General features: G+C 29.3%; 22 protein-coding genes and 1 riboswitch. Of the genes, 21 read left to right on the top strand and 1 reads right to left on the bottom strand.

Annotated elements, in window-relative coordinates; translation table 11 throughout:
* The first annotated feature begins 9 nt into the window (after window positions 1–9).
* The 15 genes from KGF38_RS13290 (at window position 10) to KGF38_RS13360 (ending at window position 17,202) form a co-directional block, all read left to right on the top strand.
* Window positions 10–723, top strand: coding sequence for a phosphonate C-P lyase system protein PhnL (locus KGF38_RS13290; protein ID WP_054271965.1), 714 nt, complete (start codon window positions 10–12; stop codon window positions 721–723).
* Window positions 724–1,893 carry an alpha-D-ribose 1-methylphosphonate 5-triphosphate diphosphatase gene (locus KGF38_RS13295; RefSeq protein WP_074180070.1) on the top strand — a complete coding sequence of 390 codons (1,170 nt, stop codon included), beginning with the start codon at window positions 724–726 and terminating at the stop codon, window positions 1,891–1,893.
* 3 nt (window positions 1,894–1,896) lie between these two features.
* Window positions 1,897–2,733: a PHP domain-containing protein gene (locus KGF38_RS13300; protein WP_054271963.1), complete on the top strand. Its 837-nt coding sequence runs from the start codon at window positions 1,897–1,899 to the stop codon at window positions 2,731–2,733.
* Window positions 2,734–3,729: an ABC transporter ATP-binding protein gene (locus KGF38_RS13305; RefSeq protein ID WP_054271962.1), complete on the top strand. Its 996-nt coding sequence runs from the start codon at window positions 2,734–2,736 to the stop codon at window positions 3,727–3,729.
* Between the two features lie 17 nt (window positions 3,730–3,746).
* A complete protein-coding gene (locus KGF38_RS13310) occupies window positions 3,747–5,435 on the top strand; it encodes a putative 2-aminoethylphosphonate ABC transporter permease subunit (protein WP_054271961.1) in 1,689 nt (562 codons plus the stop codon).
* A gap of 11 nt (window positions 5,436–5,446) precedes the next feature.
* Complete coding sequence (locus KGF38_RS13315; RefSeq protein WP_227832451.1) at window positions 5,447–6,514, top strand: putative 2-aminoethylphosphonate ABC transporter substrate-binding protein; 1,068 nt, start codon at window positions 5,447–5,449, stop codon at window positions 6,512–6,514.
* 436 nt (window positions 6,515–6,950) lie between these two features.
* Window positions 6,951–7,946 (top strand): ATP-binding cassette domain-containing protein, encoded by a 996-nt coding sequence (locus KGF38_RS13320; RefSeq protein WP_223195932.1) that lies wholly within the window; start codon window positions 6,951–6,953, stop codon window positions 7,944–7,946.
* 17 nt (window positions 7,947–7,963) lie between these two features.
* The gene (locus KGF38_RS13325) at window positions 7,964–9,652 is read left to right on the top strand and encodes a putative 2-aminoethylphosphonate ABC transporter permease subunit (RefSeq protein WP_223195931.1); all 1,689 of its coding nucleotides are present in this window, start codon (window positions 7,964–7,966) and stop codon (window positions 9,650–9,652) included.
* Between the two features lie 11 nt (window positions 9,653–9,663).
* Entirely contained in the window at window positions 9,664–10,725 is a 1,062-nt protein-coding gene (locus KGF38_RS13330) for a putative 2-aminoethylphosphonate ABC transporter substrate-binding protein (protein WP_074180072.1), read from the top strand.
* A gap of 361 nt (window positions 10,726–11,086) precedes the next feature.
* Window positions 11,087–11,617, top strand: a complete 531-nt coding sequence (rnmV, locus tag KGF38_RS13335) for a ribonuclease M5 (protein WP_074180073.1) — start codon at window positions 11,087–11,089, stop codon at window positions 11,615–11,617.
* A gap of 158 nt (window positions 11,618–11,775) precedes the next feature.
* Window positions 11,776–12,645 carry a 16S rRNA (adenine(1518)-N(6)/adenine(1519)-N(6))-dimethyltransferase RsmA gene (gene rsmA / locus KGF38_RS13340; RefSeq protein ID WP_054271958.1) on the top strand — a complete coding sequence of 290 codons (870 nt, stop codon included), beginning with the start codon at window positions 11,776–11,778 and terminating at the stop codon, window positions 12,643–12,645.
* A gap of 65 nt (window positions 12,646–12,710) precedes the next feature.
* A complete protein-coding gene (locus KGF38_RS13345; protein ID WP_219673897.1) occupies window positions 12,711–13,988 on the top strand; it encodes a hypothetical protein in 1,278 nt (425 codons plus the stop codon).
* A gap of 150 nt (window positions 13,989–14,138) precedes the next feature.
* A complete protein-coding gene (locus KGF38_RS13350; protein ID WP_054277753.1) occupies window positions 14,139–15,254 on the top strand; it encodes a M20/M25/M40 family metallo-hydrolase in 1,116 nt (371 codons plus the stop codon).
* A 184-nt stretch (window positions 15,255–15,438) separates the two neighbouring features.
* A complete protein-coding gene (locus KGF38_RS13355; RefSeq protein WP_054271955.1) occupies window positions 15,439–16,335 on the top strand; it encodes a cation diffusion facilitator family transporter in 897 nt (298 codons plus the stop codon).
* Between the two features lie 69 nt (window positions 16,336–16,404).
* On the top strand, window positions 16,405–17,202 hold the full coding sequence (locus KGF38_RS13360) for a hypothetical protein (RefSeq protein ID WP_074180078.1): 798 nt from the start codon (window positions 16,405–16,407) through the stop codon (window positions 17,200–17,202).
* Between the two features lie 56 nt (window positions 17,203–17,258).
* On the opposite strand, the gene murC is transcribed toward KGF38_RS13360, so the two are convergent.
* On the bottom strand, window positions 17,259–18,611 hold the full coding sequence (murC, locus tag KGF38_RS13365) for a UDP-N-acetylmuramate--L-alanine ligase (RefSeq protein WP_054271953.1): 1,353 nt from the start codon (window positions 18,609–18,611) through the stop codon (window positions 17,259–17,261).
* Window positions 18,612–18,829: 218 nt separating this feature from the next.
* Here murC and purR point away from each other — a divergent pair, with 218 nt between their 5' ends.
* From purR to KGF38_RS13395, 6 genes are all read left to right on the top strand, one after another.
* Window positions 18,830–19,711 carry a pur operon repressor gene (gene purR / locus KGF38_RS13370; protein WP_054271952.1) on the top strand — a complete coding sequence of 294 codons (882 nt, stop codon included), beginning with the start codon at window positions 18,830–18,832 and terminating at the stop codon, window positions 19,709–19,711.
* Between the two features lie 155 nt (window positions 19,712–19,866).
* Window positions 19,867–20,145, top strand: coding sequence for a septation regulator SpoVG (spoVG, locus tag KGF38_RS13375; protein ID WP_003421453.1), 279 nt, complete (start codon window positions 19,867–19,869; stop codon window positions 20,143–20,145).
* Between the two features lie 211 nt (window positions 20,146–20,356).
* Window positions 20,357–21,736: a bifunctional UDP-N-acetylglucosamine diphosphorylase/glucosamine-1-phosphate N-acetyltransferase GlmU gene (gene glmU, locus KGF38_RS13380; RefSeq protein WP_227832454.1), complete on the top strand. Its 1,380-nt coding sequence runs from the start codon at window positions 20,357–20,359 to the stop codon at window positions 21,734–21,736.
* A 93-nt stretch (window positions 21,737–21,829) separates the two neighbouring features.
* On the top strand, window positions 21,830–22,780 hold the full coding sequence (locus KGF38_RS13385) for a ribose-phosphate diphosphokinase (RefSeq protein WP_054271950.1): 951 nt from the start codon (window positions 21,830–21,832) through the stop codon (window positions 22,778–22,780).
* An 840-nt stretch (window positions 22,781–23,620) separates the two neighbouring features.
* A riboswitch (cyclic di-GMP riboswitch) is annotated at window positions 23,621–23,706 on the top strand.
* Between the two features lie 159 nt (window positions 23,707–23,865).
* A complete protein-coding gene (locus KGF38_RS13390; protein ID WP_074180079.1) occupies window positions 23,866–24,378 on the top strand; it encodes a type II secretion system protein in 513 nt (170 codons plus the stop codon).
* Between the two features lie 156 nt (window positions 24,379–24,534).
* Complete coding sequence (locus KGF38_RS13395; protein WP_054271948.1) at window positions 24,535–26,211, top strand: GspE/PulE family protein; 1,677 nt, start codon at window positions 24,535–24,537, stop codon at window positions 26,209–26,211.
* Window positions 26,212–26,214: the final 3 nt, after the last annotated feature.

Below are 26,214 nucleotides of genomic sequence, written 5' to 3' on the forward strand. Positions count from 1 at the left end.
TTAAATAAAATGAAAGAAACTATACTTAAGGTAAATAATTTTAGTAAAGATTTTGAACTACATGCATTAAACAAGACTATAAAAGCATGTAATAATATAAATTTTGAAGTTTTAAAAGGGGAGTTCTTAGGAATAATAGGTAAATCTGGAGCAGGTAAATCAACTATATTAAAAAGTATTTATAAAACATACATACCAACAACTGGAGAAATAATATTTAACTCAGAAATATATGGAAATGTAGACTTAGCTAAAATTGGGGACAGAGAAATGATAAACCTTAGAAAAAAGGAAATAGGGTATGTATCACAGTTTTTAAAGACACTGCCACGTATAACTGCAATTGAACTAGTAGTACATTCATTAATTGAGAGCGGATTTGAAAAGATTTGTGCATATGACATGGCAAAGGATATACTCAATCAATTTGAAATAAAGGAAAATTTATGGGATGCTTATCCAAATAATTTCTCTGGTGGAGAAAAGCTAAGATTAAATCTTGCTCAAGCGATGGTTAAAAAGCCTAGACTCTTGTTACTTGATGAACCAACTGCATCACTTGATAATCAATCTAAAATATATGTAAAAGAAAAAATGTTGGAACTTAAAAGTCAAGGAACTACAATGATAGGAATTTTCCATGACATAGAATTTATGGAAACTGTTATAGATAAGACCTTTACTATGGCAAAAGGGACTATGAGTGAAAGTGGGGTAGCCTAGATGATAAAACTAATTCATAATGCAAATATTGTATTAGAGGATATAATACTTGAAAATGCTCATTTAATTATAGAAGGAGATACAATAAAAAAAGTATCAAATGATAAGATTGATTATGCATTTGATTTTAATGAGATAGATGAAATAATAGATGCAAAAAACTTATATGTCATACCTGGTATTATAGATATTCATAGTGATGCCATTGAAAAGGAAATAGAGCCAAGACCAAGTACATTATTACCATTTAATATGGCATTTTATGAGCTTGATAAAAAACTACCTGCAAATGGAATAACTACAGTTTATCATTCTATATCTTTAGGAGATGGAGTAGGAGTTAGAAGTATTGATAATTCTTTAAAGATGATTGAAAATATCGATTCATATAAAAACATAGATAGTAAGAGTATAAATCATAAAGTACATTTAAGATATGAAGTATTATATCATGAAGGTTTAGATAAGGTTTCAGAATTATTGGAACAAAATAAAATAGACTATTTATCAATAATGGACCATTCTCCAGGCCAAGGTCAATATACAAATCCAGCATTTTATAGAGAGTATGCTACTAAAGTATGGGGAGTTACAGAAAATTATATTGATACATGGCTAAATGGTTTAGTAGATTTACATGATAATTTGGACTGGAATAAAATAGCTAATGTTATAGGAAAAGCAAAAAATAAAAACATAAATATTGCTTCACATGATGATGATACGTTAGAAAAGGTAGATTTTATAAAAAATATAGGCGTCAATGTATCTGAATTTCCTATAACTCTTGAGGTTGCAAAACATTCAAAGAAGCTAGGAGTCTTAACTTGTTTAGGAGCACCTAATATTGTAAGGGGAAAATCTCATAATAACAACTTAAAAGCAATGGATGCTATATTGGAAGATTGTTGTGATATTGTTTGTTCAGATTATCTTCCATCAGCTATGATAAAATCTATGTGTATAGTTGCAGAAAAAACTAACAATTTAAATAAAGCAGTCAATTTATTTACTTCAAATCCAGCTAAAGCAGTAGGCATATATGATGAAAGAGGTAGCATAAAAGAAAATAAAAAAGCCGATTTAGTTTTGTTAGATATTGATAGTGAGTATCCAAAGATTGTAAATACTATTGTAAATGGAAATACAGTTTATAAAAGGGAGGTATAAATATTGTTAACGGATTTACATTGTCATACAAGTATATCAGATAATAATTTAACTACAGAAGAAATAATAAAAAAAGCATCAGAAAAGAATATAAATGTACTAGCAATAACAAATCATGATACTTTATCTGGATTAGATGAAGCTCTTGTACTTGGAGAACATTATGGAGTGACAATAATACCAGGGATAGAAATCTCAGCTTATGATTATAAAAATAGAAAAAGAGTTCATATTCTAGGGTATAACATAGATTTAGACAGTCAAGAAATAAAAAACTTATGTAATCCAATGGTATGTGATAGACATAAAGCATCTGTTAAGATGGTAAATAAAATTATGGATTTAGGGTACAAAATATCGCTAGAAGATGTAAAGAAATACTCATCAAGGACTGGAATATTTAAACAGCATATAATGAAAGCTCTCATAGATAAAGGATATACAGATAATATATATTCTAGTCTATATAAAGAATTGTTTCATAGAGGAAATGGCAAGGCATATGTATCCTTAAAGTATGTAGATTATAGAGATGCAATAAAAGCTATAAAGAGTTCTGGTGGAATTTGTGTATTAGCTCATCCTGGTCAAATGGATAATTTCAGTGCTATTGAAGATATGGTAAAAGTAGGATTAGATGGTATAGAAGTATATCATCCTTCGCACAATAAAGAATTAGAAAAAGAATCACTTTTTTATGCTAAGAAGTACAACTTGGTAATTACAGGAGGTTCAGATTACCATGGAGATTATTCTCAGCATAACTATGAACTTGGAAGCAAGAGCTTAAATAGAGAAGACTTATTTAAGTTTAGGTTGGCTTTAGGAGGGGTTTTATAAATGTCTTTTTTACAAGTAAAAAATATAAGTAAAAGTTATGGACAAGTCAAAGTGTTAAAAGATATATCTATTGATATTGAAAAAGGAGAGTTTATCTGTTTATTAGGTCCAAGTGGTTGTGGTAAAAGTACCTTGCTTAGAATAATTGCAGGTCTTGAGGATAAGCATGATGGAAAAATAATAATAAATGATAAGGATATGACTAATTCGCCACCTGAAAGTAGAAATTTTGGTATAGTTTTTCAGTCATATGCACTATTTCCAAACATGAATGTTTACAAAAATATAGCTTTTGGATTAGAAAATAAAAATATAAGTAAATCTAACATCGATAAGAAGGTTAAAGAAGTGCTAGAAGTTGTAGAATTGAGTGGATACGAGAAAAAATATCCATCACAATTATCTGGAGGACAGCAACAAAGAGTAGCATTAGCTCGTGCAATTGCTTTAGAACCAGACTTTTTACTTCTTGATGAACCATTATCTGCATTAGATGCAAAAGTAAGATTGAAACTAAGAGAGCAGATTAGAAGTCTACATAGAAAGCTAGGAATCACAACTATAATGGTAACTCATGACCAAGAAGAAGCGCTTTGTTTGGCTGACAAAATGGTGGTTATGAATAGTGGAGAAATAATACAGGTTGGAACACCAAAAGAAGTGTATAAAAATCCTAACACACCTTTTGTAGCTGATTTTATAGGAACAATAAATTTTATAGATGATGGTATTAATAAAATAGCTATTAGACCAGAAGATATAAAAGTAGAGTTTAATAAGGACTCTAAAGATAAGGATGTAAAAATTGGTGAGATTTTGGATATTGAATTTAGAGGCTTTAATTATAGAATTACAGTTGAGTACTGTTCTAAGCAAATGAAGTTAGATGTAGTTTCAAAAGTTGCTGAACAGATGAAACTATGTATAGGTTCTAAAATAAGCTTTAAGATACCTAAAGAAGGAATCGTAGAGTATAAATCAGAGGGATGTGCTTAATAGCTAGAGGTGAATAAATGATAACAGTAAAAAACAAAAGAAGAATAGGTGATAGCACGATACAAAAATGTTTTTTAGTTTTTTCAGTAGTTTTACTAATAATATTTATATTGTTTCCATTAGTATCATTATTAAAAAATGCATTCTTAGATACAAATGGAAATTTTATAGGATTTTCAAACTTTAGTAAGTATATTGAAAACCCAAGTCTTATAGCATCATTTAAAAACTCAATTTTTGTATCTACAGTTTCATCTTTAATATCATTATGTTTAGCATTTATATATTCGTATGCAATAACGAGAACAAATATAAAGTTTAAGAACTTTTTTAAAACAATGGGGATGTTTCCACTTTTTGCACCAACCATGTTATATGGTATCTCACTTATATACCTTTTTGGAAATAAAGGAATCTTTACCGCAATGGGGTTTGAAGTTCAATTATATGGTCCATTAGGAATAATCATTTCTCAGATACTATTTACATTTCCACAAGCATTCTTAATATTATCTGTTGCACTCTCAATGGCAGATTATAGACTTTATGAAGCGGCGGATAGCTTGGGGGCTAGTGAATTTAAGAAATTCTGTAAAATTACAATTCCAGGTATAAAGTACTCGCTAGTGAGTTCATTCTTTGTATCTTTTATACTTGCATTTACAGATTTTGGGGCAGCAAAGGTAGTTGGAGGAAACTATAATGTGTTGGCTACTGACATATATAAACAAGTAGTAGGACAATTTAACATACCAATGGGGGCAACTGTTTCTATGGTAATGTTGATTCCTGTATTGATAGCTTTTACATTAGACAAGATGGCAAGTAAAAAGCAAGGAATGACTATAACTGCAAAATCTATGCCATATAAAATTAAGGAAAACAAGCTTAGAGATAGAATGTTTTTAATAGCATGTAGTTTTATAACTTTATTAATCTTTATTTTGATATTCGTTTCAGTTGTAGGTTCAGTTATAAAGCTATGGCCATATAATTTAAGTTTTACAATGGAACATTATGCATTTAAAGGTATCTTGGGAAGTGGGATAAAAACTTATTTAAGTAGTTTAAAAATATCAACATTGACAGCAATATTTGGAACTATATTTGTATTTTTTAGTGCATATATGATAGAAAAGGTAGATAAATTTCCTAAATTAAGACAAACTGCTTACTTTTTATCGATGATACCTATGGCATTGCCTGGATTAGTTTTGGGTATATCATACATAACTTTTTTTAACTCATCAAATAACCCATTAAACTTTCTGTATGGAAGTACAGCAATACTAGTAATAGTAAATATAGTTCATTTTTATTCAGTATGTTTTATAACTTCAAATTCATCTTTAAAGATGTTGGATAAAGAATATGAATTAGTTGCAAAATCTATAAATATACCATTTTATAAAGTGTTTTTTAACATAACAGTTCCAATGTCTATAACATCAATACTTGAAATAGTAGTATATTATTTTGTAAATTCAATGGTTACTGTTTCAGCATTAATATTTTTATATACTCCTCAAACTCAGACTGCATCAATATCAATACTAAAGTTAGATGAGATAGGATATATAGGACCATCGGCTGCTATGGCAGTATTAGTGCTTTTAACAAATATAGTAGTAAGGCTTTTGTACGAATTTGTCACAAAGAAGTTGAAAAATAACACACAAAAATGGCAACAAAAAGATGTTGCTTAGGGGAGGTAAAAATGAAATTTAAGAAGCTAGTTTCTTTAGGAGTATTATCAACACTTTTATTGAGTGTAATAACTGGGTGTAGTACTGCCTCATCAGGTTCAGATTCAAAGACTGATAGTAAGACAAAAGGGGATTTAACAGTTTATACAGCAATTGAAGAAGATAGTATAGAACCATATCTGGCAACATTTAAAAAACAATATCCAGATATAAAATTAAATATCGTTAGAGCATCAACAGGAGATATAACAGCTAGACTACTTGCTGAAAAAGATAATCCTCAAGCAGATGTTGTATGGGGAGTTGCAGCTACAAGCTTGTTAGTTGCAGATGAGCAAGGAATGTTAGAGCCATATGCTCCAAAAGACTCTGAGGAAATAGAGTCTGCTTTTAAGGATGATAAGGAAGTTCCTTCTTGGGTTGGAATAGATGCCTGGATGACAGGTATAACAGTAAATACTAAAGAATTAAAAGATAAAAATATACCAGTTCCTAGTTCTTATGAAGATTTAACAAAACCAGAGTATAAAGGGCTTATATCTATGCCTAATCCATCTTCTTCTGGTACAGGATATTTAACAGTATCAGCGCTTATACAAATTATGGGAGAAGAAAAGGCTTGGCAGTACATGGATAAATTGCATGAAAATATTGGGGTATATACTCAATCTGGTTCAGCTCCAGCTACATCAGCAGCTTCTGGAGAATACCCTATAGGTATATCTTTTGGATATAGAGGTATAAAACTAAAAGAGGAAGGCTATCCAGTAGAAGTTGTATTTCCAAAAGAAGGTTCTGGATGGGATATAGAAGCAAATGCGCTTGTAAAAAAAGATGATATAAAAGAAGCTTCAAAAGTATTTTTGGATTGGGCGATAAGTAAGGATGCAATGAATGAGTATTCTAAGAATTATGCCGTTACTACAGTTTCTACAGGAAATCCAATTCCAGAAGGATTCCCTAAAAAGCCATTAGAACAAATGATAGATAATGATTTAAAATCAGCAGCAAAAAATAGAGAAACTATATTAAATAAATGGATATCAAAATATGATGGAAAAACAGAAAAAGAGAGTTAAATTTTAATAATAAAATCTAATAAAAAGAGCCTAGAATGTAAATTTTATATCTAGGCTCTTTTAATGTTGTTAAAAAATTTAAAAGATATTCTTAAGAACCAACAAAAACACAATATTTATTTATAAATGTTGAAGTACTAGCTTATAGCAAATCAACCTATTTATTGGTATTAATTTAGAAGCAGAAATATTGCAAATTAAAATAGGTTATTTTTTAATATTAAGACAAAAACGTAACTATTATGTATCAAGTAATTACATCATTAACCGATTATTAAAATAGGTATATAAGTTTTAAGTTAAGTAATTCTAGAATATATGATAAAAGAGAATATAAATAAGGCAAATAAAAGGTGGATTGCTTTTAGGTAAGTATTAACTTGAGAGTAAGAGTTTAAATATAGAGACTTATTTAAGTTCAAGTGGAGGGTTATAAATGTCTTTTTTACAAATAAAAAATATAAGTAAAAATTATGGAAAAGTAAAAGTGCTAAAAGATATAGCTATTGATATTGAAAAAGGAGAGTTTATCTGTTTACTAGGTCCAAGTGGTTGTGGTAAAAGTACATTGCTTAGAATAATTGCAGGTCTTGAGGATAAACATGATGGAAAAATAATAATAAATGATAAGGATATGACTAATTTGCCACCTGAAAGCAGAAATTTTGGTATAGTTTTTCAGTCATATGCACTATTTCCAAATATGAATGTTTACAAAAACATAGCTTTTGGATTAGAAAATAAAAATATAAGTAAATCTAACATCGATAAGAAGGTTAAAGAAGTGCTAGAAGTTGTAGAATTGAGTGGATATGAGAAAAAATATCCATCGCAATTATCTGGAGGACAGCAACAAAGAGTAGCATTAGCTCGTGCAATTGCTTTAGAACCAGACTTTTTACTTCTTGATGAACCGTTATCTGCATTAGATGCAAAAGTAAGGTTGAAACTAAGAGAGCAGATTAGAAGTCTACATAGAAAGCTAGGAATTACAACTATAATGGTAACTCATGACCAAGAAGAAGCGCTTTGTTTGGCTGACAAGATGGTGGTTATGAATAGTGGAGAAATAATACAGATTGGAACACCAAAAGAAGTGTATAAAAATCCTAACACACCTTTTGTAGCTGACTTTATAGGAACAATAAATTTTATGGATGATGGCATTAATAAAATAGCTATTAGACCAGAAGATATAAAAGTAGAGTTTAATGAGGACTCTAAAGATAAGGATGTAAAAATTGGTGAGATTTTGGATATTGAATTTAGAGGATTTAATTATAGAATTACAGTTGAACATTGTTTTAAGCAAATAAAAATAGATGTAGTTTCAAAAGTTATGGAACAAATGAATCTGTGCATAGGTTCTAAGATAAACTTTAAGATACCTACAGAAGGAATAATAGAATATAAATCAGAGGGATGTGCTTAATAGCTAGAGGTGAATAAATGATAACAGTAAAAAACAAAAGAAAAATAAGTGATAGTATTATACAAAAATATGCTTTAATTTTTTCTGTAAGTGTATTGGCAGTTTTTATATTATTTCCATTAGTATCGTTATTAAAAAATGTATTTTTAGATATAAGCGGAAATTTTATAGGATTTTCAAACTTTAGTAAGTATATTGAAAATCCAAGTCTTATAGCATCATTTAAAAACTCAATTTTTGTATCTACAGTTTCATCTTTAATATCATTATGTTTAGCATTTATATATTCGTATGCAATAACGAGAACAAATATAAAGTTTAAGAACTTTTTTAAAACAATGGGGATGTTTCCACTTTTTGCACCAGCTATGCTATATGGTATCTCACTTATATACCTTTTTGGAAATAAAGGAATTTTTACAATTATGGGACTTGAGGTACAATTATATGGTCCATTAGGAATAATCATTTCTCAAATACTATTTACATTTCCACAAGCATTCTTAATATTATCTGTTGCACTTTCAATGGCAGATTATAGACTTTACGAAGCGGCGGATAGTTTGGGGGCTAGTGAATTTAAGAAGTTCTGTAAAATTACAATTCCAGGTATAAAGTATTCACTAATGAGTTCATTCTTTGTATCCTTTATACTTGCATTTACAGATTTTGGGGCAGCAAAGGTAGTTGGAGGAAACTATAATGTGTTGGCTACCGACATATATAAACAAGTAGTAGGGCAATTTAACATACCAATGGGAGCAACTGTTTCTATGGTAATGTTGATTCCTGTATTGATAGCTTTTACATTAGATAAGATGGCAAGTAAAAAGCAAGGAATGACTATAACTGCAAAATCTATGCCATATAAAATTAAGGAAAACAAGCTTAGAGATAGGATGTTTTTAATAGCATGTAGTTTTATAACTTTATTAATATTTATTTTGATATTCGTTTCAGTTATAGGTTCAGTTATAAAGCTATGGCCATATAATTTAAGTTTTACAATGGAGCATTATAGATTTAAAGGAATGTCAGGAAATGGGATAAAAACTTATTTAAGTAGTTTAAAAATATCAACATTGACAGCAATATTTGGAACTATATTTGTATTTTTTAGTTCATATATGATAGAAAAGGTAGATAAATTTCCTAAGTTAAGACAAATTGCTTACTTTTTATCAATGATACCTATGGCATTACCTGGTTTAGCTTTAGGTATATCATACATAACTTTTTTTAACTCATCAAATAACCCATTAAACTTTCTGTATGGAAGTACAACGATATTAGTTATAGCAAATATAGTTCATTTTTATTCAGTGTGTTTTATAACTTCAAATTCATCTTTAAAGATGTTGGATAAAGAATATGAACTAGTTGCAAAATCTATAAATATACCATTTTACAAAGTATTCTTTAATGTGACCATTCCAATGTCTATAACGTCAATACTTGAAATAGCGGTATATTATTTTATGAATTCAATGGTTACTGTTTCAGCATTAATATTTTTATATGCTCCTCAGACTCAGACAGCATCAATATCAATACTAAAGTTAGATGAAATAGGATATATAGGACCATCGGCTGCTATGGCAGTATTAGTACTTTTAACAAATATAGTAGTAAGACTTTTATACGAAGTTGTAACAAAAAAATTAAGAAATAACACACAAAAATGGCAACAAAAAGATGTTGCTTAGGGGAGGCAAAAATGAAATTTAAGAAGCTAATTTCTTTAGGAGTATTATCAACACTTTTATTGAGTATAATAACGGGGTGCAGTGATGCTTCATCAAATTCGAAGTCTGATAATAAGTCAAAGGGAGAATTAACGGTTTATACAGCAATTGAAGAAGATAGTATAGATACATATTTAACGACGTTTAAAGAAAAATATCCAGATGTTAAGTTGAATGTTTTTAGAGCATCAGTAGGAGACATAACAGCAAGACTACTTGCTGAAAAAGATAATCCTCAGGCAGATGTATTATGGGGTGTTGCAGCTACAAGTTTGATAATTTTAGATGACCAAGGAATGTTAGAACCATATGCTCCAAAAGACCTTGATAAGATAAATCCTGTTTTTAAAGATGATAAGGAAGTTCCTTCTTGGGTTGGAATAGATGCCTGGATGACAGGTATAACAGTAAATACTAAAGAATTAAAAGGTAAAAATATACCAATTCCTAGTTCTTATGAAGATTTAACAAAACCAGAATATAAAGGGTTAATATCTATGCCTAATCCATCCTCTGCGGGAACAGGATATTTAACCGTATCAGCATTCATACAAATAATGGGTGAAGAAAAAGCATGGGAATATATGGATAAATTACATAAAAACATTGGTGTATATACTCAATCTGGCTCAGCTCCAGCTATATCAGCAGCTTCAGGGGAATATCCCATAGGTATATCTTTTGGAAATAGAGGTATAAAATTAAAAGAGGAAGGTTATCCAGTGCAGGTTGTATTTCCAAAAGAAGGTTCTGGCTGGGAATTAGAATCAAATGCTCTTGTAAAAAAAGACAATATAAAAGAAGCTTCAAAAGTATTTTTAGATTGGGCTATAAGTAAGGATGTAATGAATGAGTATTCTAAGAATTTTGCTGTTACTACAATTGATACAGGAAATCCGATACCAGAGGGGTTCCCTAAAAAGCCATTAGAACAAATGATAGATAATGATTTAAGATTGTCAGCAAGAAATAGAGAAGCTATACTAAATAAATGGGTATCAAAATATGATGGAAAGACAGAAAAAGATAGTTAAACTTGTAGTAAAGTAACTTAAAATAGACTATATCAAAATAAAATGATAATTTACAAATATAAAAAGGTGAATTCTAATAGATGGAGTTCACTTTTTTATATATAAATATTCTATTGACAGAAGGATATAATGAATATTAAGAAAATATATTTACAGATTGAATATGCAGAAGAATATCTTTAATGATACTTGGAAAGAAGGCTATAAAAGACAAAGTTTATATTCACCTAATAAAATAATTTTTTTATAAGATATGTTTTCAAATAAAAATAAATAGTTTAGTACCTTGATTAAATCAAATAAAAACTTTAAAATAAAGAGATGTAAAGAAAAACTAAAAATGAATAAAAGGTGAATTTATATGATAAAAGAAATAATCGTAGTAGAGGGTAGAGATGATGTTACAGCAGTTAAGAGAGCAATAGATGCAGAACTTATAACTACAGGTGGATTTGGATTTCCAAAAGGTGTAATGGAGCGTATAAAATCTGCTAATGAGAGATGCGGTGTTATAATATTTACAGACCCAGACTTTGCAGGTGAAAAAATAAGAAAAAAAATAGCATCAGAAGTTCCAGGATGTAAACATGCATTTCTACCAAGAGAAGAAGCTAAAAAAGATGGAGATATAGGTATTGAAAATGCTACTCCTAAAAGTATAATAGCTGCTTTAAATAAAGTCAGAACTGAAAATACAGAAAAAAGAAATGAATTTAAACAAGTTGATTTAATTAGAAATGGTCTTATAGGCAATGAAGATGCATCACTTAGAAGAGATACACTTGGCAAAATACTTGGAATTGGATATGGAAACGCGAAACAATTTTTAAATAGATTGAATAATTATGGAGTTGAAAGAGAAGAATTTATAGATGCATTAAAACAGCTCTAAGTGTAATATTTAGTATGTGAAAAATATTATATAAAATGGATGTAAAATAACAGGTTAATTTAAGATAAAATATTTCTAATAAATACTTTATTTTAAATACATACGAATATGTATAATTAAAAAAATTAAATCTTAAAATAAGTTAAAAGGAGTAAATAATGGATAGACTATCTTCACATAGTGCAACAAAAGAAGTAGTACAAAAATATAATTTTAAATTTTCAAAGTCTCTAGGTCAGAATTTTTTGATAGATAGTAATATAATTGATAAAATACTGGTTGGAGCTAGAATTAAAGAAGGCGATAATATAATAGAAGTGGGGCCTGGTATAGGTACACTTACTCGTGAAATGGGTAAAGTAGCACAAAAAGTAGTAGCTATAGAAATTGACAGGAATTTAATCCCTATACTGAAAGACACATTGTCAGATTTAGATAACACAGAAGTAGTAAACAAAGATATATTAAAAGTAGATATACAAGAACTAATAAAAGAAAAATTAAATGGTGGGCCAGTTAAGCTTGTGGCAAACCTCCCATACTATATAACTACCCCAATAGTTATGAAATTTTTAGAAGAAGATATACCTGTAACAGATATAGTGGTCATGGTTCAAAAAGAAGTTGCAGATAGAATGAATGCTATGCCAAGCACTAAAGATTATGGAGCATTATCTATAGCTGTTCAATATTATTGTGAAACAGAGATTGTAGCAAAAGCTCCAAGACATATGTTTATACCACAACCAAATGTAGATTCTACAGTTATAGGTCTACATGTAAGAGCTGAAAAAAAATATGATGTTCATAATGAAGAACTATTTTTTAAAACAGTAAAAGCATCTTTTGGACAAAGAAGAAAAACTCTTCTCAATTCGTTGGGAGGACTTGGTTTTCTTAATAAAGATGAAATAAGAGAAATATTAAAAGAAGCTAATATAGACGAAAAAAGAAGGGGCGAAACTCTTAGTATAGAAGAGTTTGCAGTTCTTTCAAATATAATAAATACAAAAGTATCTTCTAAATAGAAGGTACTTTTTTTTATTTTATCAACATATATTGTTTAGAGAAACTGTGTTAAGGGGGGATTGCAGTGGGTTCTAAAAGAAAGTTTAAAAGAGACTATATAATACTAGAAGCTAAAGACATAAACTTTAGATACAAAGAACGAGTACTGCCAAAAGCTTTTGCAAAAGTTGAAGTAAATGATGAAAAAGCAATTATTGCATTATATGTAGAAAATCTAAAATATGTTAAAGATGGGTATAAAGCAGTGGCAATAAAAGGTGACCATGGATTGATAGACTTGGGAAATATAATTTTAAATGAACAAGGAAGAGGTGAATTTGTTTTAGATTTAGAAGATTACGATGATGAGATAAAAGGTATTGCGTTATTGTATGAAAGAAACATACCTTTAATTGGATTTAAAGGAAATAAGATTGAAAATTATGAGGACATATTATTCCAAGAGATAGAAGAAGAATATGAAGAAGAATATGAAGAATTGGAAGAAGACGAAGAATATGAAGAGTCAGACGCTGAGGAAGAGAGTGATAGAGAAGAAGGGAATGACGATGAAGAATATATTATAGAAGAATATGATGAAGATGAGTATGAAGATTATTGGGAAGATGATGAAGACGTTGAAGAGGGAGAGTTAAAAGCAAGAACGGATATAGAAGATTCTAGTGATGAGGAAATAGAAGAATTTAATAACTATAAGGAAATAGAAAATTATAATAAGGTTAAAGCACAAGAAGAATATAGAGATATGGAGTATGATGAGGAATATGACGAAGATGATGAAGAAGATTTTGAAATAAGTAGAGAAGAAGAAGCTATCGTTTCTTCAAAACCTACTAAATCAAAGAAAGCTCAAAAAGAGTTAAATAATATTGAAAAAATAAAAAGAGCTAATGGAATAAGTCAAGGAGATAGTGGAAATAAACAAGCTGGAACATTACTTATGCCTAGACAAATAAAGAAAGGTTTGAAACTTTTTAGAGAAGTAAAACCTTTTGCGACAGATTATATAGATAAGACAAGATGGTGGAAAATAGAGATAAACCCTACAACTCTATGTGGATATACAATGCCACATTTAGGATATTTAAATGTGTTGAATTATACGATGTATAGTGATGCAGTATTAAATTCATATAAATATAGACATTACTTATTTGGAGTTCAATATGATGAATATAATAAAAGAAAACATTATATATATGCTATTCCGGGAAATAGAAGTGAACAGCCAGACAATGGAAGTACAGGATTCTTAAGATACCAAGCTTGTGACAATAGAACAAATAGTTTAGGATATTGGTTATGTTTTATAGATTCTAGACAAAGAAATATAGTCAGATAGAAATAGTGAAAATGCAAGAATTTAGCTTTAACTTTCATTTTACTAAAATAAATTAATGAAAGTAATATAAAAACTTAAAAACTATTGATAATATTTAAATATTACACTACAATATATGTTGAAATACCTATTATATTATGGAGGAAAATTATGATAAACGAGCAAAGAATTTTAAACGAGTTCCTTGAATTAATACAGATAGACAGTTTATCTTTAAAAGAGGGGAATGTTGCTAAAGTATTAGTTAAAAAATTAGAAGAAATAGGTTGTTCAGTTGCAGTAGATAATGCTGGTGAAAAAACAAATGGAGAAACTGGCAATATAATAGCTACATTAAAAGGAAACAAAGAAGGTAAGAAAATATTATTTAGTTCACATATGGACACAGTAACTCCAGGTATAGGAGTAAAACCTATAGTGGATGAAGCAAATGGAATAATAAAAAGTGATGGTACTACAATATTAGGTTCTGATGATAAAGCAGGTATAGCAGCTATATTAGAAGGCTTAAGATATATAAAGGAAAATAACATAGAACATACTGATATACAAGTTGTATTCTCTATATGTGAAGAATGTGGATTAGTTGGTGCTAAAAATTTAGACTATGGAAAAATAGATTCTAAATATGCTTTTGTATTAGATAGTGGAGGTTCTCCTGGAGAAATAATAGTAAAAGCTCCTGCACAAGATGTAATAAATGTTAAGATATTAGGAAAGACTGCTCATGCAGGTCTTGAGCCTGAAGCTGGTATAAGTGCTATAATGGTAGCAGCTAGAGCAATAGAAAATATGAATTTACTTAGAATAGATGAAGAAACAACTGCTAACATAGGAATTATAAACGGCGGAACAGCTACAAACATAGTAACAGGTGAAGTTAATATAGTTGCAGAAGCTAGAAGTTTAAAAGAAGATAAATTGGATGTTCAAACTAAACATATGGTAGATACTTTTGAAAAAGCTGCCAAAGATTTTGGAGCTCAAATTGAAATAGATGTAAACAGAGCATATACTCCAATTGATGTTAGTGAGGATTCTGAAATAATAAAACTTGCAAAGAAAGCTTTTTCAAACTTAGGTATAGAAGGTCATACTGAATCTACAGGAGGAGGTAGTGATACAAATATATTAAGTAAAAATGGTATCGAAGCTATAACTTTAGGAATAGGTATGAAAAATGCTCATACATTAAGCGAACATATAGCTATAAAAGATTTATATGATTCTGCTAAAATGGTAGTAGAGATAATAAAAGAAGCATAAATTTAAATAATAGTGTATAATATATATCGCCTAGCTTAAGCTAGGTGATTTTTCATTTTATAGAAGATTGATAATCTCTATTGAAAGTAAAGAGTATACATTTGCATGTAATAGTAAGTTTAATTTATATCCAGATGTATGTTTTTGATATAATATTAGAGTCGTTTTAGAAGGAGGAATAAAAATGGAAACAAGGTATGAGGAAGCAAATAAAATAACTATACAATCAATACTTTGGAATATAGCATTAACAATAATTAAGATGATAGCTGGAGTTATTGGTAACTCTAGTGCAATGATTGCAGATGGTTTACATTCAGCATCAGATATCATAAGTTCGATAGGAGTATTAATAGGTAATTATGTATCTTCTAGACCAGGGGATAGAGAACATAATTATGGGCATGAGAAAGCAGAAACATTGGTATCATTCGTATTATCAATATTACTTATATTTGTTTCTATAACAATAGGTATAGAGGCAATTAAATCTTTATTTAACTTAGATGCACTAAGTGTTCCATCAATATTACCATTAGTAGTATCAGTTATTTCAATTTTGATAAAAGAGTATCAATATAGAATAACAATAAAAGTTGCTAAAAAGATAAATTCTCCAGCCTTAAAAGCTGATGCTTGGCATCATAGGTCAGATGCATTATCTTCAGTAGCTGCTTTTATAGGGATAGGAGGTTCTATTTTAGGTTTTAAGCCTTTAGACCCAATTGCATCAGTTGTAGTGGCTATATTTGTAGCTAAGGTAGGAATAGATATACTTATAAGTTCTGTTAATGAATTGATGGATGTTTCAGTTGATGAAGAAGAAATAAAAGAATTAAACTATATTGTAGCAGATACAGAAGGCGTTAAGAATCTAGGAGATATAAAGACTAGAAAACATGGAGCTATGGCATATGTGGATTTGACTATATGTGTTGATGAAAACTTGACAGTTAAGCAAGGTCATGACATTGCTACTAAACTTGAAAAACATATAATAAAACACATGGAATTTGTAAAAGGTATAACGGTTCACGTTGAACCATGTACTAATTGTCAAGGAAATAAGTGTAATAAATAATTAAACCTTAAAAAAAAGTGTAAAAAGTTATATAATTGTTTTATGATTATAAACTCTAGGGGTGGTTAAATGAGTAAGAAAAGAAAACTAAAGAAAAAAGCTGCGATATTAATAGGAGTGGTTGTTTTCTTTATAATATACTTTATATCCTTCAAAATAGGATTGAATATGGAAAAGGATAAAAGTGAAGTTCCAAAAAAAGTAGAAAGAGAAGAAGAAGATACTCGGTCTTTAATGACTCAAATAAAAGAGAAGAAGAAGATTTATATATCAGATAAGAATATAGAAAACATAAAAATTGAAGAAGATATGTGGGATGAGATAAAGTTCTTTTTCTCAGATTTTAAGAAAGTAAGAAATACCACATCTTCTTATGAAGCAGTTTACGAAGGTTATTCTGATGATGGTGTTAAGTTTTCTACAGACCTTAACTTTTTTAGAGTATATACTGTAAACAAAGAAGAGTATTATAAAGTTCCAGTTGATTCTAAGAGTGCTTTTAAGAAGCTTTTAGATGAAAGTATATATACTTCATTTGACCTCTTAAGTCACTATAAAGATTGGAAAGAAGTAACTATATCTCATGGAAAAGAAATTAAAAAAGTTCATAGATGGAAGTTCGATGATTTAGCACATAAGATGATTTCAAAGAGGGTTGTAGGGAAAGTTCAGCCTGAGAAAAGTAAGGAAAGAAGTGAATATAACTTTACTATAGACATAAAAGGTGATGATTTTGCTGTAAAAGTTGAAACAATGGGAAAAGATTATGTGAAAGTCACTTCTAAAAAAACTGTATCTTACTATGAGGTTCATACAAGTTTGTTTGATTACCTTAAAAACGAGATATTTGAAATTGGAAAGAAATAAGATTTTAAGAAGGCTATCAAATGAGATATTTGATAGCCTAAATTACTTTTTATATATTATTTTTCAACCAACAAGTCTGCAACTTTATAAATTGGACCAGCACCAGCAGTTATTACTAAATCATTATCATTAACATTTTCACGTAAATATTTTACTATATCTTCAAATTCTTTTATGTAGATAGCATCTACATTGTTTTGATATAACTTTTCAACTAAGTCTTTAGAATGTATGTCTCCTGGGTCATTTTCTCTAGCAGCATATATATCTGTTATTATAACTTTATCAGCTGCATAGAATGCTTCTGAGAATTCACCTAAAAGAGATTTTGTTCTAGTATAAGTATGTGGCTGGAAGATACACCATAAAGTGGATTTTTTTAATTTTTTAGCAGCAGCTAAAGTAGCTTTTAATTCAGTTGGATGATGTGCATAATCATCTATTACTAAAGCATTTTTATAATATCCTTTAGTCTCAAATCTTCTTCCTACGCCTTTATAAATCTTTATATTTTTTCTTATAGTCTCTAAATCAATACCAGAAACAAGAGCTGCCATTATAGCAGAAGATGCGTTGTATATATTATGAAGACCATATACCGAAAGTTCAAATTCTCCTAGGTCTCTTCCTTGATATTCTATTTTAAATATTCCATGACCACCATTGTCAAAGTGAATATCTTTTATTACAGCATCATTATCAGAGTCTCTACCGTATTTTATAATAGTAGCCTTAACATCGTACAATATGTCATCAACATTCTCATCATCACCATTTATTATGAAATAGCCATCTGGAGGTAATAGCTTACCAAATTTGTTAAAAGAAGCCTTGATTTCATCTATACCAGAGAAATAATCAAGATGGTCTTCCTCAACATTTAAGACTATAGATATTTTAGGGTTAAAATTAAGGAAGCTATCTACATATTCACATGCTTCAGTTATAAAGTGGTCAGAATTACCTATTTTAACATTACCACCTATCATACTTAAGTTACCACCAACTAGTATAGTTGGGTCTAAATCTGCATATTCAAAGATTGTAGATAACATAGATGTTGTAGAAGTCTTTCCATGTGTTCCAGAAACTGCTATAGAGTTCTTATATTCCCTCATGATTTGGCCTAAAAAAGTAGCTCTGTTCATTACTAATTTATTTTTTTCTTTAGCAGCTATAAGTTCTTCATTGTCTGGATGAACTGCTGCTGTATAAACAACCATATTTACATTATCTGATATGTTCTCTTTTTTCTGACCGATATAGATAGTTGCCCCTTGGTCTCTAAGTTTGTCTAATAGATATGATTCGTTTGAATCCGAACCTGAAACTTGGTAACCTTTATTGATACATATTTCAGCTAATGCACTCATGCTGATACCGCCAATTCCTATAAAGTGTATATTCATAATAAAACCACCTTTCTTTTTAATTAAGTCCTACAATATGAACTATTTTTGTGGTATAATAATATAATGTTCAATATTTTATAATTAATATGCATATAATATTATATGTATTTTATTTTTGAATATAATAAAACATAAGTAATATTATACCACAATAAGAATTGTTATGCATTAGTTAGTTTAACGTTATATAAAGGTACTTGTAGGAGGAAATAGCAATGAAATTTAAAAGAACAGAGAGAATTGGAGCGATAGTTAAAATACTATCTGACAATCCAAATAAAATATATACATTAAGTTATTTTACAAATCAATTTAATGCAGCAAAATCAACAATAAGTGAAGATTTATTAGTTGTAAAGAATGTATTTGAAAAACTTCATTTAGGTAAAGTTATAACTATCTCAGGAGCAGCAGGAGGAGTAAAATATATACCTAAAACTTCTATAGCAGAAAATGCAGAGTTCTTAATGGAATTATGTGAGAAAATATGCGACAAGTCTAGAATATTATCTGGTGGTTTTTTATACTTGATTGATTTAATTTATGACCCTACAATAGCTGCTAAAATAGGAAAGATATTTGCCTCAAATATTGATTATGTAGATGCAGATTATGTTGTAACAATGGAGACAAAAGGTATACCTATGGCACTTATGACTGCTAAAGCTATGAATTTGCCTCTAGTAATAATAAGAAAAGATATAAAAGTATCAGAAGGTCCTACTCTTAGTATGACATATGTGAGTGGTAATAGAAGCTCTAAGGTTGAGAGTATGAGTTTGCCAAGAAAAGCCCTTAAGCCAGACAGTAAGGTTATAATTATAGATGATTTCATGAGGGGTGGAGGTACTATAAAAGGAATGGTAGACCTTATGAATGAATTTGGTGCAGAAGTTATAGGTACTGGAGTATTCATATCTACAACAAACCCTTCAGAAAAGATGGTAAAAGATTATATCTCATTAATTCAGTTGGATGTCGATGGAGACAAAATAGTAGTAGAGCCAAATTTAAAGACTTTTAAAGATGAATATAGAAATGAAGATTTAGATGAGGAAGAAGATTCAGAATTTGAATTTGAGATAGATGAAGATTAATAAAAAAAATATTTAGAAAAATATGTAAAAATAAAAAGAGGATATCCCTAGTTGTTCATAGAATTACTTAAAAAACAGTTTATATTAATTTATTCCAGCGATAATAATTTTAATATAAATTAATTTCTGTCAAAATCAAAGGGGGATATTTTGGTATGAAGATAACTGACGTAAGAGTAAGAAAATTAACAGAAGAAGGTAAGATGAAATGTATAGTTTCAATAACTTTCGATAATTTGTTTGTAGTACATGATATAAAAGTTATAGAAGGCCATAATGGCCTATTTATAGCAATGCCTAGCAGAAAAGTAGGCGAAGGAAATTTCAGAGATATAGCTCATCCAATAAATGCAGAAATGAGACAAGTTTTAGAAGATGCAGTTTTACAAGCGTATCATGAAGCATTAGTTCAATGGGAAGTAGCTGCTGAATAATAATAAATATATAAAATGGAGAGAGCCCGAACATTTAGGCTCTTTTTAAATGGAGAATTTGTATTAAAATATGTACTTTTTAGTAAAAAAGTGCTATATTATTAGTGATAATGTATATGTTGTATACAAATTGTCAAATAAATGTATTATAATGTATATTGATTGAGAGAATAATACGAATAAAATTAAATTGATTGAATGGAGTGTATCAATGAACTTTAAAGCTATAATCCTTGCCGCAGGTAAAGGAACAAGAATGAAGTCTAAATACCCAAAAGTTATTCATAAAGTATGTGGAAAAGAAATGGTCAACCATATTATAGATGTTTCAAAAAAATCTGGTGTAAAAGATACTGTTGTGATTTTGGGACATGAAGCTGAGGTAGTAAAAGAAAAACTAGCAGAAGAAACTATAATAGCTATGCAAACAGAACAGCTTGGAACAGGACATGCTGTAAAGATGGCTAAAGAATATATTAATGATGAAGATATAATAGTTGTACTTTGTGGAGATACTCCACTTATAAAGGAAGAGACATTAAAAAAATTATTTGAATATCATATAGAAAATAACTATCATGCCACAGTTCTTACAACAAGAGTTGGAAACCCAACAGGTTATGGTAGAATAATAAGAGATAAGAAGGGTGACCTTCTCAGAATAGTGGAACAAAAAGATGCAAATTCAGAAGAAAAAATGATAAGTGAGATAAACTCTGGAATTTATTGTTTCAATGGTAAGAGTCTTAGAGAAGCATTAGATTTGTTAAATAATAACAATGCACAAGGCGAATATTATTTAACTGATACTGCTAAAATAATGAGAGATAAAGGTCTTAAAGTTGGTGCATTTGCAGGTTCAACTATTGAAGAGCTTATGGGTGTTAATTCAAGAGTAGAATTATCAAAAGCAGAAGAGATTATGAGAAGAAGAATAAATGAATCTCATATGGTAAATGGAGTGACTATAATAAACACTAACTCTACCTATATAGAATCTGATGTTGAGATAGGTAATGATACTATAATATATCCAGGAGTTATGTTACAAGGGAAAACAAAGATAGGTTCAGATTGTATAATTGGGACAAATTCATCTATAACAAATTCAGAAATAGGTGATGGTACAGAAGTAAAAAATTCAACTATAATTGATAGTAAAGTTGGAGAAAATACTACTATTGGTCCATATGCATATCTAAGACCAAAGAGTAACTTAGGAAACAACGTAAAAATAGGCGATTTTGTTGAAGTAAAAAATGCTGTTATAGAAGATGGTTCAAAGGCATCTCATCTTTCTTACATAGGAGACGCACATGTTGGTAAAAATGTAAACATTGGATGTGGAGTAGTCTTTGTAAACTATGATGGTAAAAATAAATTTAAATCAATAGTAAAAGATAATGCATTTATAGGTTCAAATTCTAACCTAGTTGCACCAGTAGTTGTAGAAGAAAAAGGATATATAGCAACTGGTTCAACAATAACACACGATGTTCCAGATGGAGCTTTGGCAATAGCTAGAGAAAGACAAGTTATTAAAGAAGGCTGGGTAGAAAAGAAGAATCAAAAAGATGCAGAAGGTAAGTAATCATTAGTTTATTATTTTGGCTAATAAATTTAGCTCGAAATTATTATAAATTATATTCACTAGGATTTTAAAATTTTCAGGAGGGTTACATAAATGAATACTAGCGGAAGCGAGATTAAAATTATTGCAGGTAATTCATCGAAAGAGTTAGCGCAGAAGATAGCTGACTATATAGGTGTATCAGTGCTAGACTGTGAAGTAGGTACATTCAGTGATGGTGAAATATGTGTAAACATGAATGAGACAGTAAGAGGTTGTGATGTGTTTGTAGTACAATCTACTAACAGTCCAGTAAATGATAACTTAATGGAGTTATTAATCTTAATTGATGCATTAAAGAGAGCATCAGCAGGAAGAATAACAGCAGTTATTCCTTACTATGGATATGCAAGACAAGACAGAAAAGCTAAGGCAAGAGATCCAATCACTGCTAAATTAGTTGCAAACTTAATAACTGCTGCTGGAGCAGACAGAGTATTAACAATGGATTTACATGCAGCTCAAATACAAGGATACTTTGATATACCACTAGACCACTTATTAGGTGGAACAATATTAGCAGATTACTTCAATGAAAAGAAAATAGAAGATTTAGTAGTAGTATCTCCTGACTTAGGAAGTGTTACTAGATCAAGAAAATTTGCTAATACTTTAAATGGAGAAGTACCAATAGCTATAATAGATAAGAGAAGACCAAAAGCTAATGTATGTGAAGTTATGAACTTAATAGGTGACGTTAAAGGTAAAAATGTTATACTATTAGATGACATGATAGATACAGCAGGAACAATAGTTAATGCGGCAAATGCACTTAAAGAATTTGGTGCAAAAGATGTTTATGCTTGTTGTACTCATGGTGTATTATCAGGACCAGCTATTGAAAGAATTTCTAATTCAGAGATAAGTGAGTTAATAGTTCTTGATACTATACAACTTCCTGAAGAGAAAAGAATTGATAAGATAAAGATAAAAACTGTAGCTCCTTTATTTGGTGATGCTATAAGAATGATATTCTCTAACGAATCAGTAAGTAAATTATTCTAATTTATTAGATTTATAAGAGTTGTTTAAAAGGATATAAAACTTTTGGACAACTCTTTTTTGTTATTTTAATTTATAGGAATATTTTAGATGTGTATATGTAATTTTAGAAAAGGATTATAGTTTAAAATTTCAGTGTATTTAAGTAAAAATAAGTGTAAAAAGTAAATAAAATTATGAATATTATGAATATAAAAAATATTTAGAAAAAGTATTGAAAAATTTCAGATTATGTAGTATTATGTAAATATAAATAAATAAAGAAAGAAAGAGGTGTTTCCAATGGGAAGGTCAGAAGATGAACCCTTAATAATTAAATGATTCAGTCACAATCTATAAGGAATAAAAAAATCTATTGAAAGTTTATTTATAAGAATTGAAAATAGTATCTATTCTATATCTTTAATGTTTGTGAGAGGGTTCTGGATTATATAAAGTTACTGTAAAGAAAGTAATTTTGCACAATAAGCATATCTGTAAATGAAGAATTTCATTTATATAGTGATTGTGGCTGAATCATAATTAAAAGAGATAGAATGTTTATAATAGATGATTTTAATAAAATACTATATTGTAATAGCTTCTAGCTTTCAAATAAATATTAGCAAAGGATGGAAATGATGATGATAAAACTAAATGATAATTTATAAATATCTCCTTACGATATATGATAATTGTAGGGAGATGTTTCTTTTTTTGTATAGTATAAATATCTCTAGAAGTTGTGTTTCAATATGTAAAAAATTGGTATATATAAATAATATAAACTTAGTTGATAAAATTTGGTAACTATTATATAATATAAGTGGATATGTATATATAATTATGCATTACCCTGAATTTAATAGAAATAGAAACGTTGATATATGTTCTGTGATGTGGGCACCTTGGGACATATGGAGTTAGTGGTGCAACCGGCTATGGAATTGTATTTATTTATGGATACTTTTATTTTCATAGCATTTTTTGTTTTAAAATGGTTATATGCTAGAAATAAATCTGGTTAGTACGTGTAAATAACTTTACTTAGATTTTAACCAGGTATATTATAAGTAAGTATTAATTAAAAAAATTGAGGGGGAATAAAAATGAAGTTAAGAAAGAATAAAAAAGGTTTCACTTTGGTGGAATTATTGGTAGTAATTGCAATTATAGGTGTATTAGCAGTAGTAGCAGTTCCAGCTTTATTTAGTAATATAAATAAGGCTAAGGTAGCAAGTGTTGAGTCTGATTATAGTTCAATTAAGAGTGCAGCTTTGTCTTATTATTCAGATAAGAATAAAGTTCCTGTAAGTATTAAAAATGATTTAAAAGAATATATGGAAACAGTTCCAACAAAAGCAGATATAGGTGGAGATTATGAACTTTTTTCAACAGGGACTAAATTAGCTCTAAAAATAGGTAATAGCAAAGGGGCTAGCGATCCTGAGGGAACAAGTAATGAAAAACCAACATTAACAAAGGCTCAATTAGATAAACTTAAAAGTGATATAGGTGTAAATAAAATATATACAGACTCAAATCTTACAGATGAATTGAGTGATAATGAAATAAAAGATAAAATAATCTATTTAGTTCTTATTGATAATACTAACTTATAGTAAAACAATTGAATTATAAATATATTATTGCAAGTCTAATTTGAAATTTTTTAAACTAGAGGACAGGAAGAAAAATCTTCCTGTCTTTTTATACTATTTTCTTTTATATCCAATCACAAATGATGATATAATTGAGATAGTAAAGGAGTGAAATCTGTGGCTAAAAAAGTTAGAATAGGAGACAAACTGGTTGAAAAAGGATACATAACAGAAGACCAGCTTAAATGGGCATTATCAGAGCAAAAAAACAGTGGAAAAAGACTAGGAGAATTTCTAGTACAAGAAGGTCTTATAGATAGTAACTTATTAATAAGTGTATTAAAAGAACTTTTGGATATAGAAAGTGTATTTTTAGAAGGAACAGAAATAGATACATTAGCTACAAAAATGGTTCCAGAAAATATATGCAAAAGATATGCAATATTTCCATTCAAAATCGATGGAGACAAGATATGTCTAGCCATGTCAGACCCACAAGATAGAGAAGCAGTTCAAGATGTAAGACGTATGTCAGGGAAAGATGTAGAAATATTTATATCGAGTGCAGAAGATATAAACAAAGCAATAGGTCATGCTTATGCTCATTCAGAAATAAATAAGGCAATGACTGAGTACAACAAGAATAGAACTGGTGGAGTAAGAGAAACAGTAATACTTGAAGAAGATGTAAACGCAGCTCCAATAGTAAGATTAGTAAACAACATACTAGAAAATGCTGTGAGAATGGAAGCAAGTGATATACATATAGAACAAAGCGAAAATTACATGCGTGTTAGATTTAGAATAGATGGTATGCTAAGGGAATATATGAGAATGAACTCAGCGCCATACAAAGCAGTAGTAAGTCGTATCAAAATAATGTCAGATATAAATATATCTGAAAAGAGAATCCCACAAGATGGCAGAATCTATTTAAAAGTAGATAACAAACCTATAGATTTTAGGGTTTCTACAATGCCAACTAATAGGGATGAAAAGATAGCCATGAGGGTTCTTGATAAGAGTAATTTTATGGTTAGTAAAGAAGTACTAGGAATAGATGAACATGGCTCTAAGATATATGACGAGTTGATAAACACTCCTTATGGGCTTATATTGGTAGTTGGTCCTACTGGAAGTGGAAAGACAACTACATTATATTCAATGTTAAATCAATTAAATACAGAAAATAGGAACCTCCTAACTATAGAAGACCCTATAGAGTATGAATTACCTGGCGTAAATCAATCTCAAATAAATGAAAAAGCAGGTCTTACCTTTGCTAGTGGACTTAGAGCTTTTATGCGTCAAGACCCAGATATAATAATGGTTGGGGAGATAAGGGATACTGAAACTGCGGAAATAGCAATAAGAGCTTCTCTTACAGGACATTTAGTTTTAAGCACATTACATGCAAATACAGCAGTTGGAGCAATTTCTCGTCTTTTAGATATGGATGTAGAAAGTTTTTTGATAACTTCATCTGTTTTAGGGGTAATATCTCAAAGACTTACAAGAAAAATTTGTGAGCATTGTAGGGTTTCATATGAAGCAGATATCGGAGAAAAAAAGGCTCTTGGTATTGATATAAATGAATCAGTGACTATTTATAAAGGAGAAGGATGTGAAAGATGCAATAATACGGGATATAAGGGGCGTCTAGGTATATTTGAAATGCTTGAAATAACACCAGAAATAAAAGAGTTAATAGATTCATCTGCCAATCAAAGAGAAATTTTAAAGGTAGCTAGACAACAAGGTATGATTAGTCTAAAAGAGGATATAGTTAAAAAGGTTTTAAATGGAAAGACAACAGTAGAAGAAATGATTAGAATAATTTTGATGACTGATTAAAGG

This window comes from Clostridioides sp. ZZV14-6387 (assembly GCF_020657835.1).
GTDB lineage: Bacteria > Bacillota > Clostridia > Peptostreptococcales > Peptostreptococcaceae > Clostridioides > Clostridioides difficile_A.

Bases quoted from the DNA above. Each gene is read 5' to 3' on its own strand.
- purR (WP_054271952.1), top strand. From the start codon at position 18,830: ATGAAATTTAAAAGAACAGAGAGAATTGGAGCGATAGTTAAAATACTA.
- KGF38_RS13360 (WP_074180078.1), top strand. From the start codon at position 16,405: ATGAGTAAGAAAAGAAAACTAAAGAAAAAAGCTGCGATATTAATAGGA.
- KGF38_RS13350 (WP_054277753.1), top strand. From the start codon at position 14,139: ATGATAAACGAGCAAAGAATTTTAAACGAGTTCCTTGAATTAATACAG.
- KGF38_RS13330 (WP_074180072.1), top strand. From the start codon at position 9,664: ATGAAATTTAAGAAGCTAATTTCTTTAGGAGTATTATCAACACTTTTA.
- KGF38_RS13290 (WP_054271965.1), top strand. From the start codon at position 10: ATGAAAGAAACTATACTTAAGGTAAATAATTTTAGTAAAGATTTTGAA.
- KGF38_RS13305 (WP_054271962.1), top strand. From the start codon at position 2,734: ATGTCTTTTTTACAAGTAAAAAATATAAGTAAAAGTTATGGACAAGTC.
- rsmA (WP_054271958.1), top strand. From the start codon at position 11,776: ATGGATAGACTATCTTCACATAGTGCAACAAAAGAAGTAGTACAAAAA.
- KGF38_RS13385 (WP_054271950.1), top strand. From the start codon at position 21,830: ATGAATACTAGCGGAAGCGAGATTAAAATTATTGCAGGTAATTCATCG.
- KGF38_RS13320 (WP_223195932.1), top strand. From the start codon at position 6,951: ATGTCTTTTTTACAAATAAAAAATATAAGTAAAAATTATGGAAAAGTA.
- KGF38_RS13310 (WP_054271961.1), top strand. From the start codon at position 3,747: ATGATAACAGTAAAAAACAAAAGAAGAATAGGTGATAGCACGATACAA.
- KGF38_RS13295 (WP_074180070.1), top strand. From the start codon at position 724: ATGATAAAACTAATTCATAATGCAAATATTGTATTAGAGGATATAATA.
- glmU (WP_227832454.1), top strand. From the start codon at position 20,357: ATGAACTTTAAAGCTATAATCCTTGCCGCAGGTAAAGGAACAAGAATG.
- KGF38_RS13355 (WP_054271955.1), top strand. From the start codon at position 15,439: ATGGAAACAAGGTATGAGGAAGCAAATAAAATAACTATACAATCAATA.
- spoVG (WP_003421453.1), top strand. From the start codon at position 19,867: ATGAAGATAACTGACGTAAGAGTAAGAAAATTAACAGAAGAAGGTAAG.
- KGF38_RS13390 (WP_074180079.1), top strand. From the start codon at position 23,866: ATGAAGTTAAGAAAGAATAAAAAAGGTTTCACTTTGGTGGAATTATTG.
- KGF38_RS13315 (WP_227832451.1), top strand. From the start codon at position 5,447: ATGAAATTTAAGAAGCTAGTTTCTTTAGGAGTATTATCAACACTTTTA.
- rnmV (WP_074180073.1), top strand. From the start codon at position 11,087: ATGATAAAAGAAATAATCGTAGTAGAGGGTAGAGATGATGTTACAGCA.
- murC (WP_054271953.1), bottom strand. From the start codon at position 18,611: ATGAATATACACTTTATAGGAATTGGCGGTATCAGCATGAGTGCATTA.
- KGF38_RS13325 (WP_223195931.1), top strand. From the start codon at position 7,964: ATGATAACAGTAAAAAACAAAAGAAAAATAAGTGATAGTATTATACAA.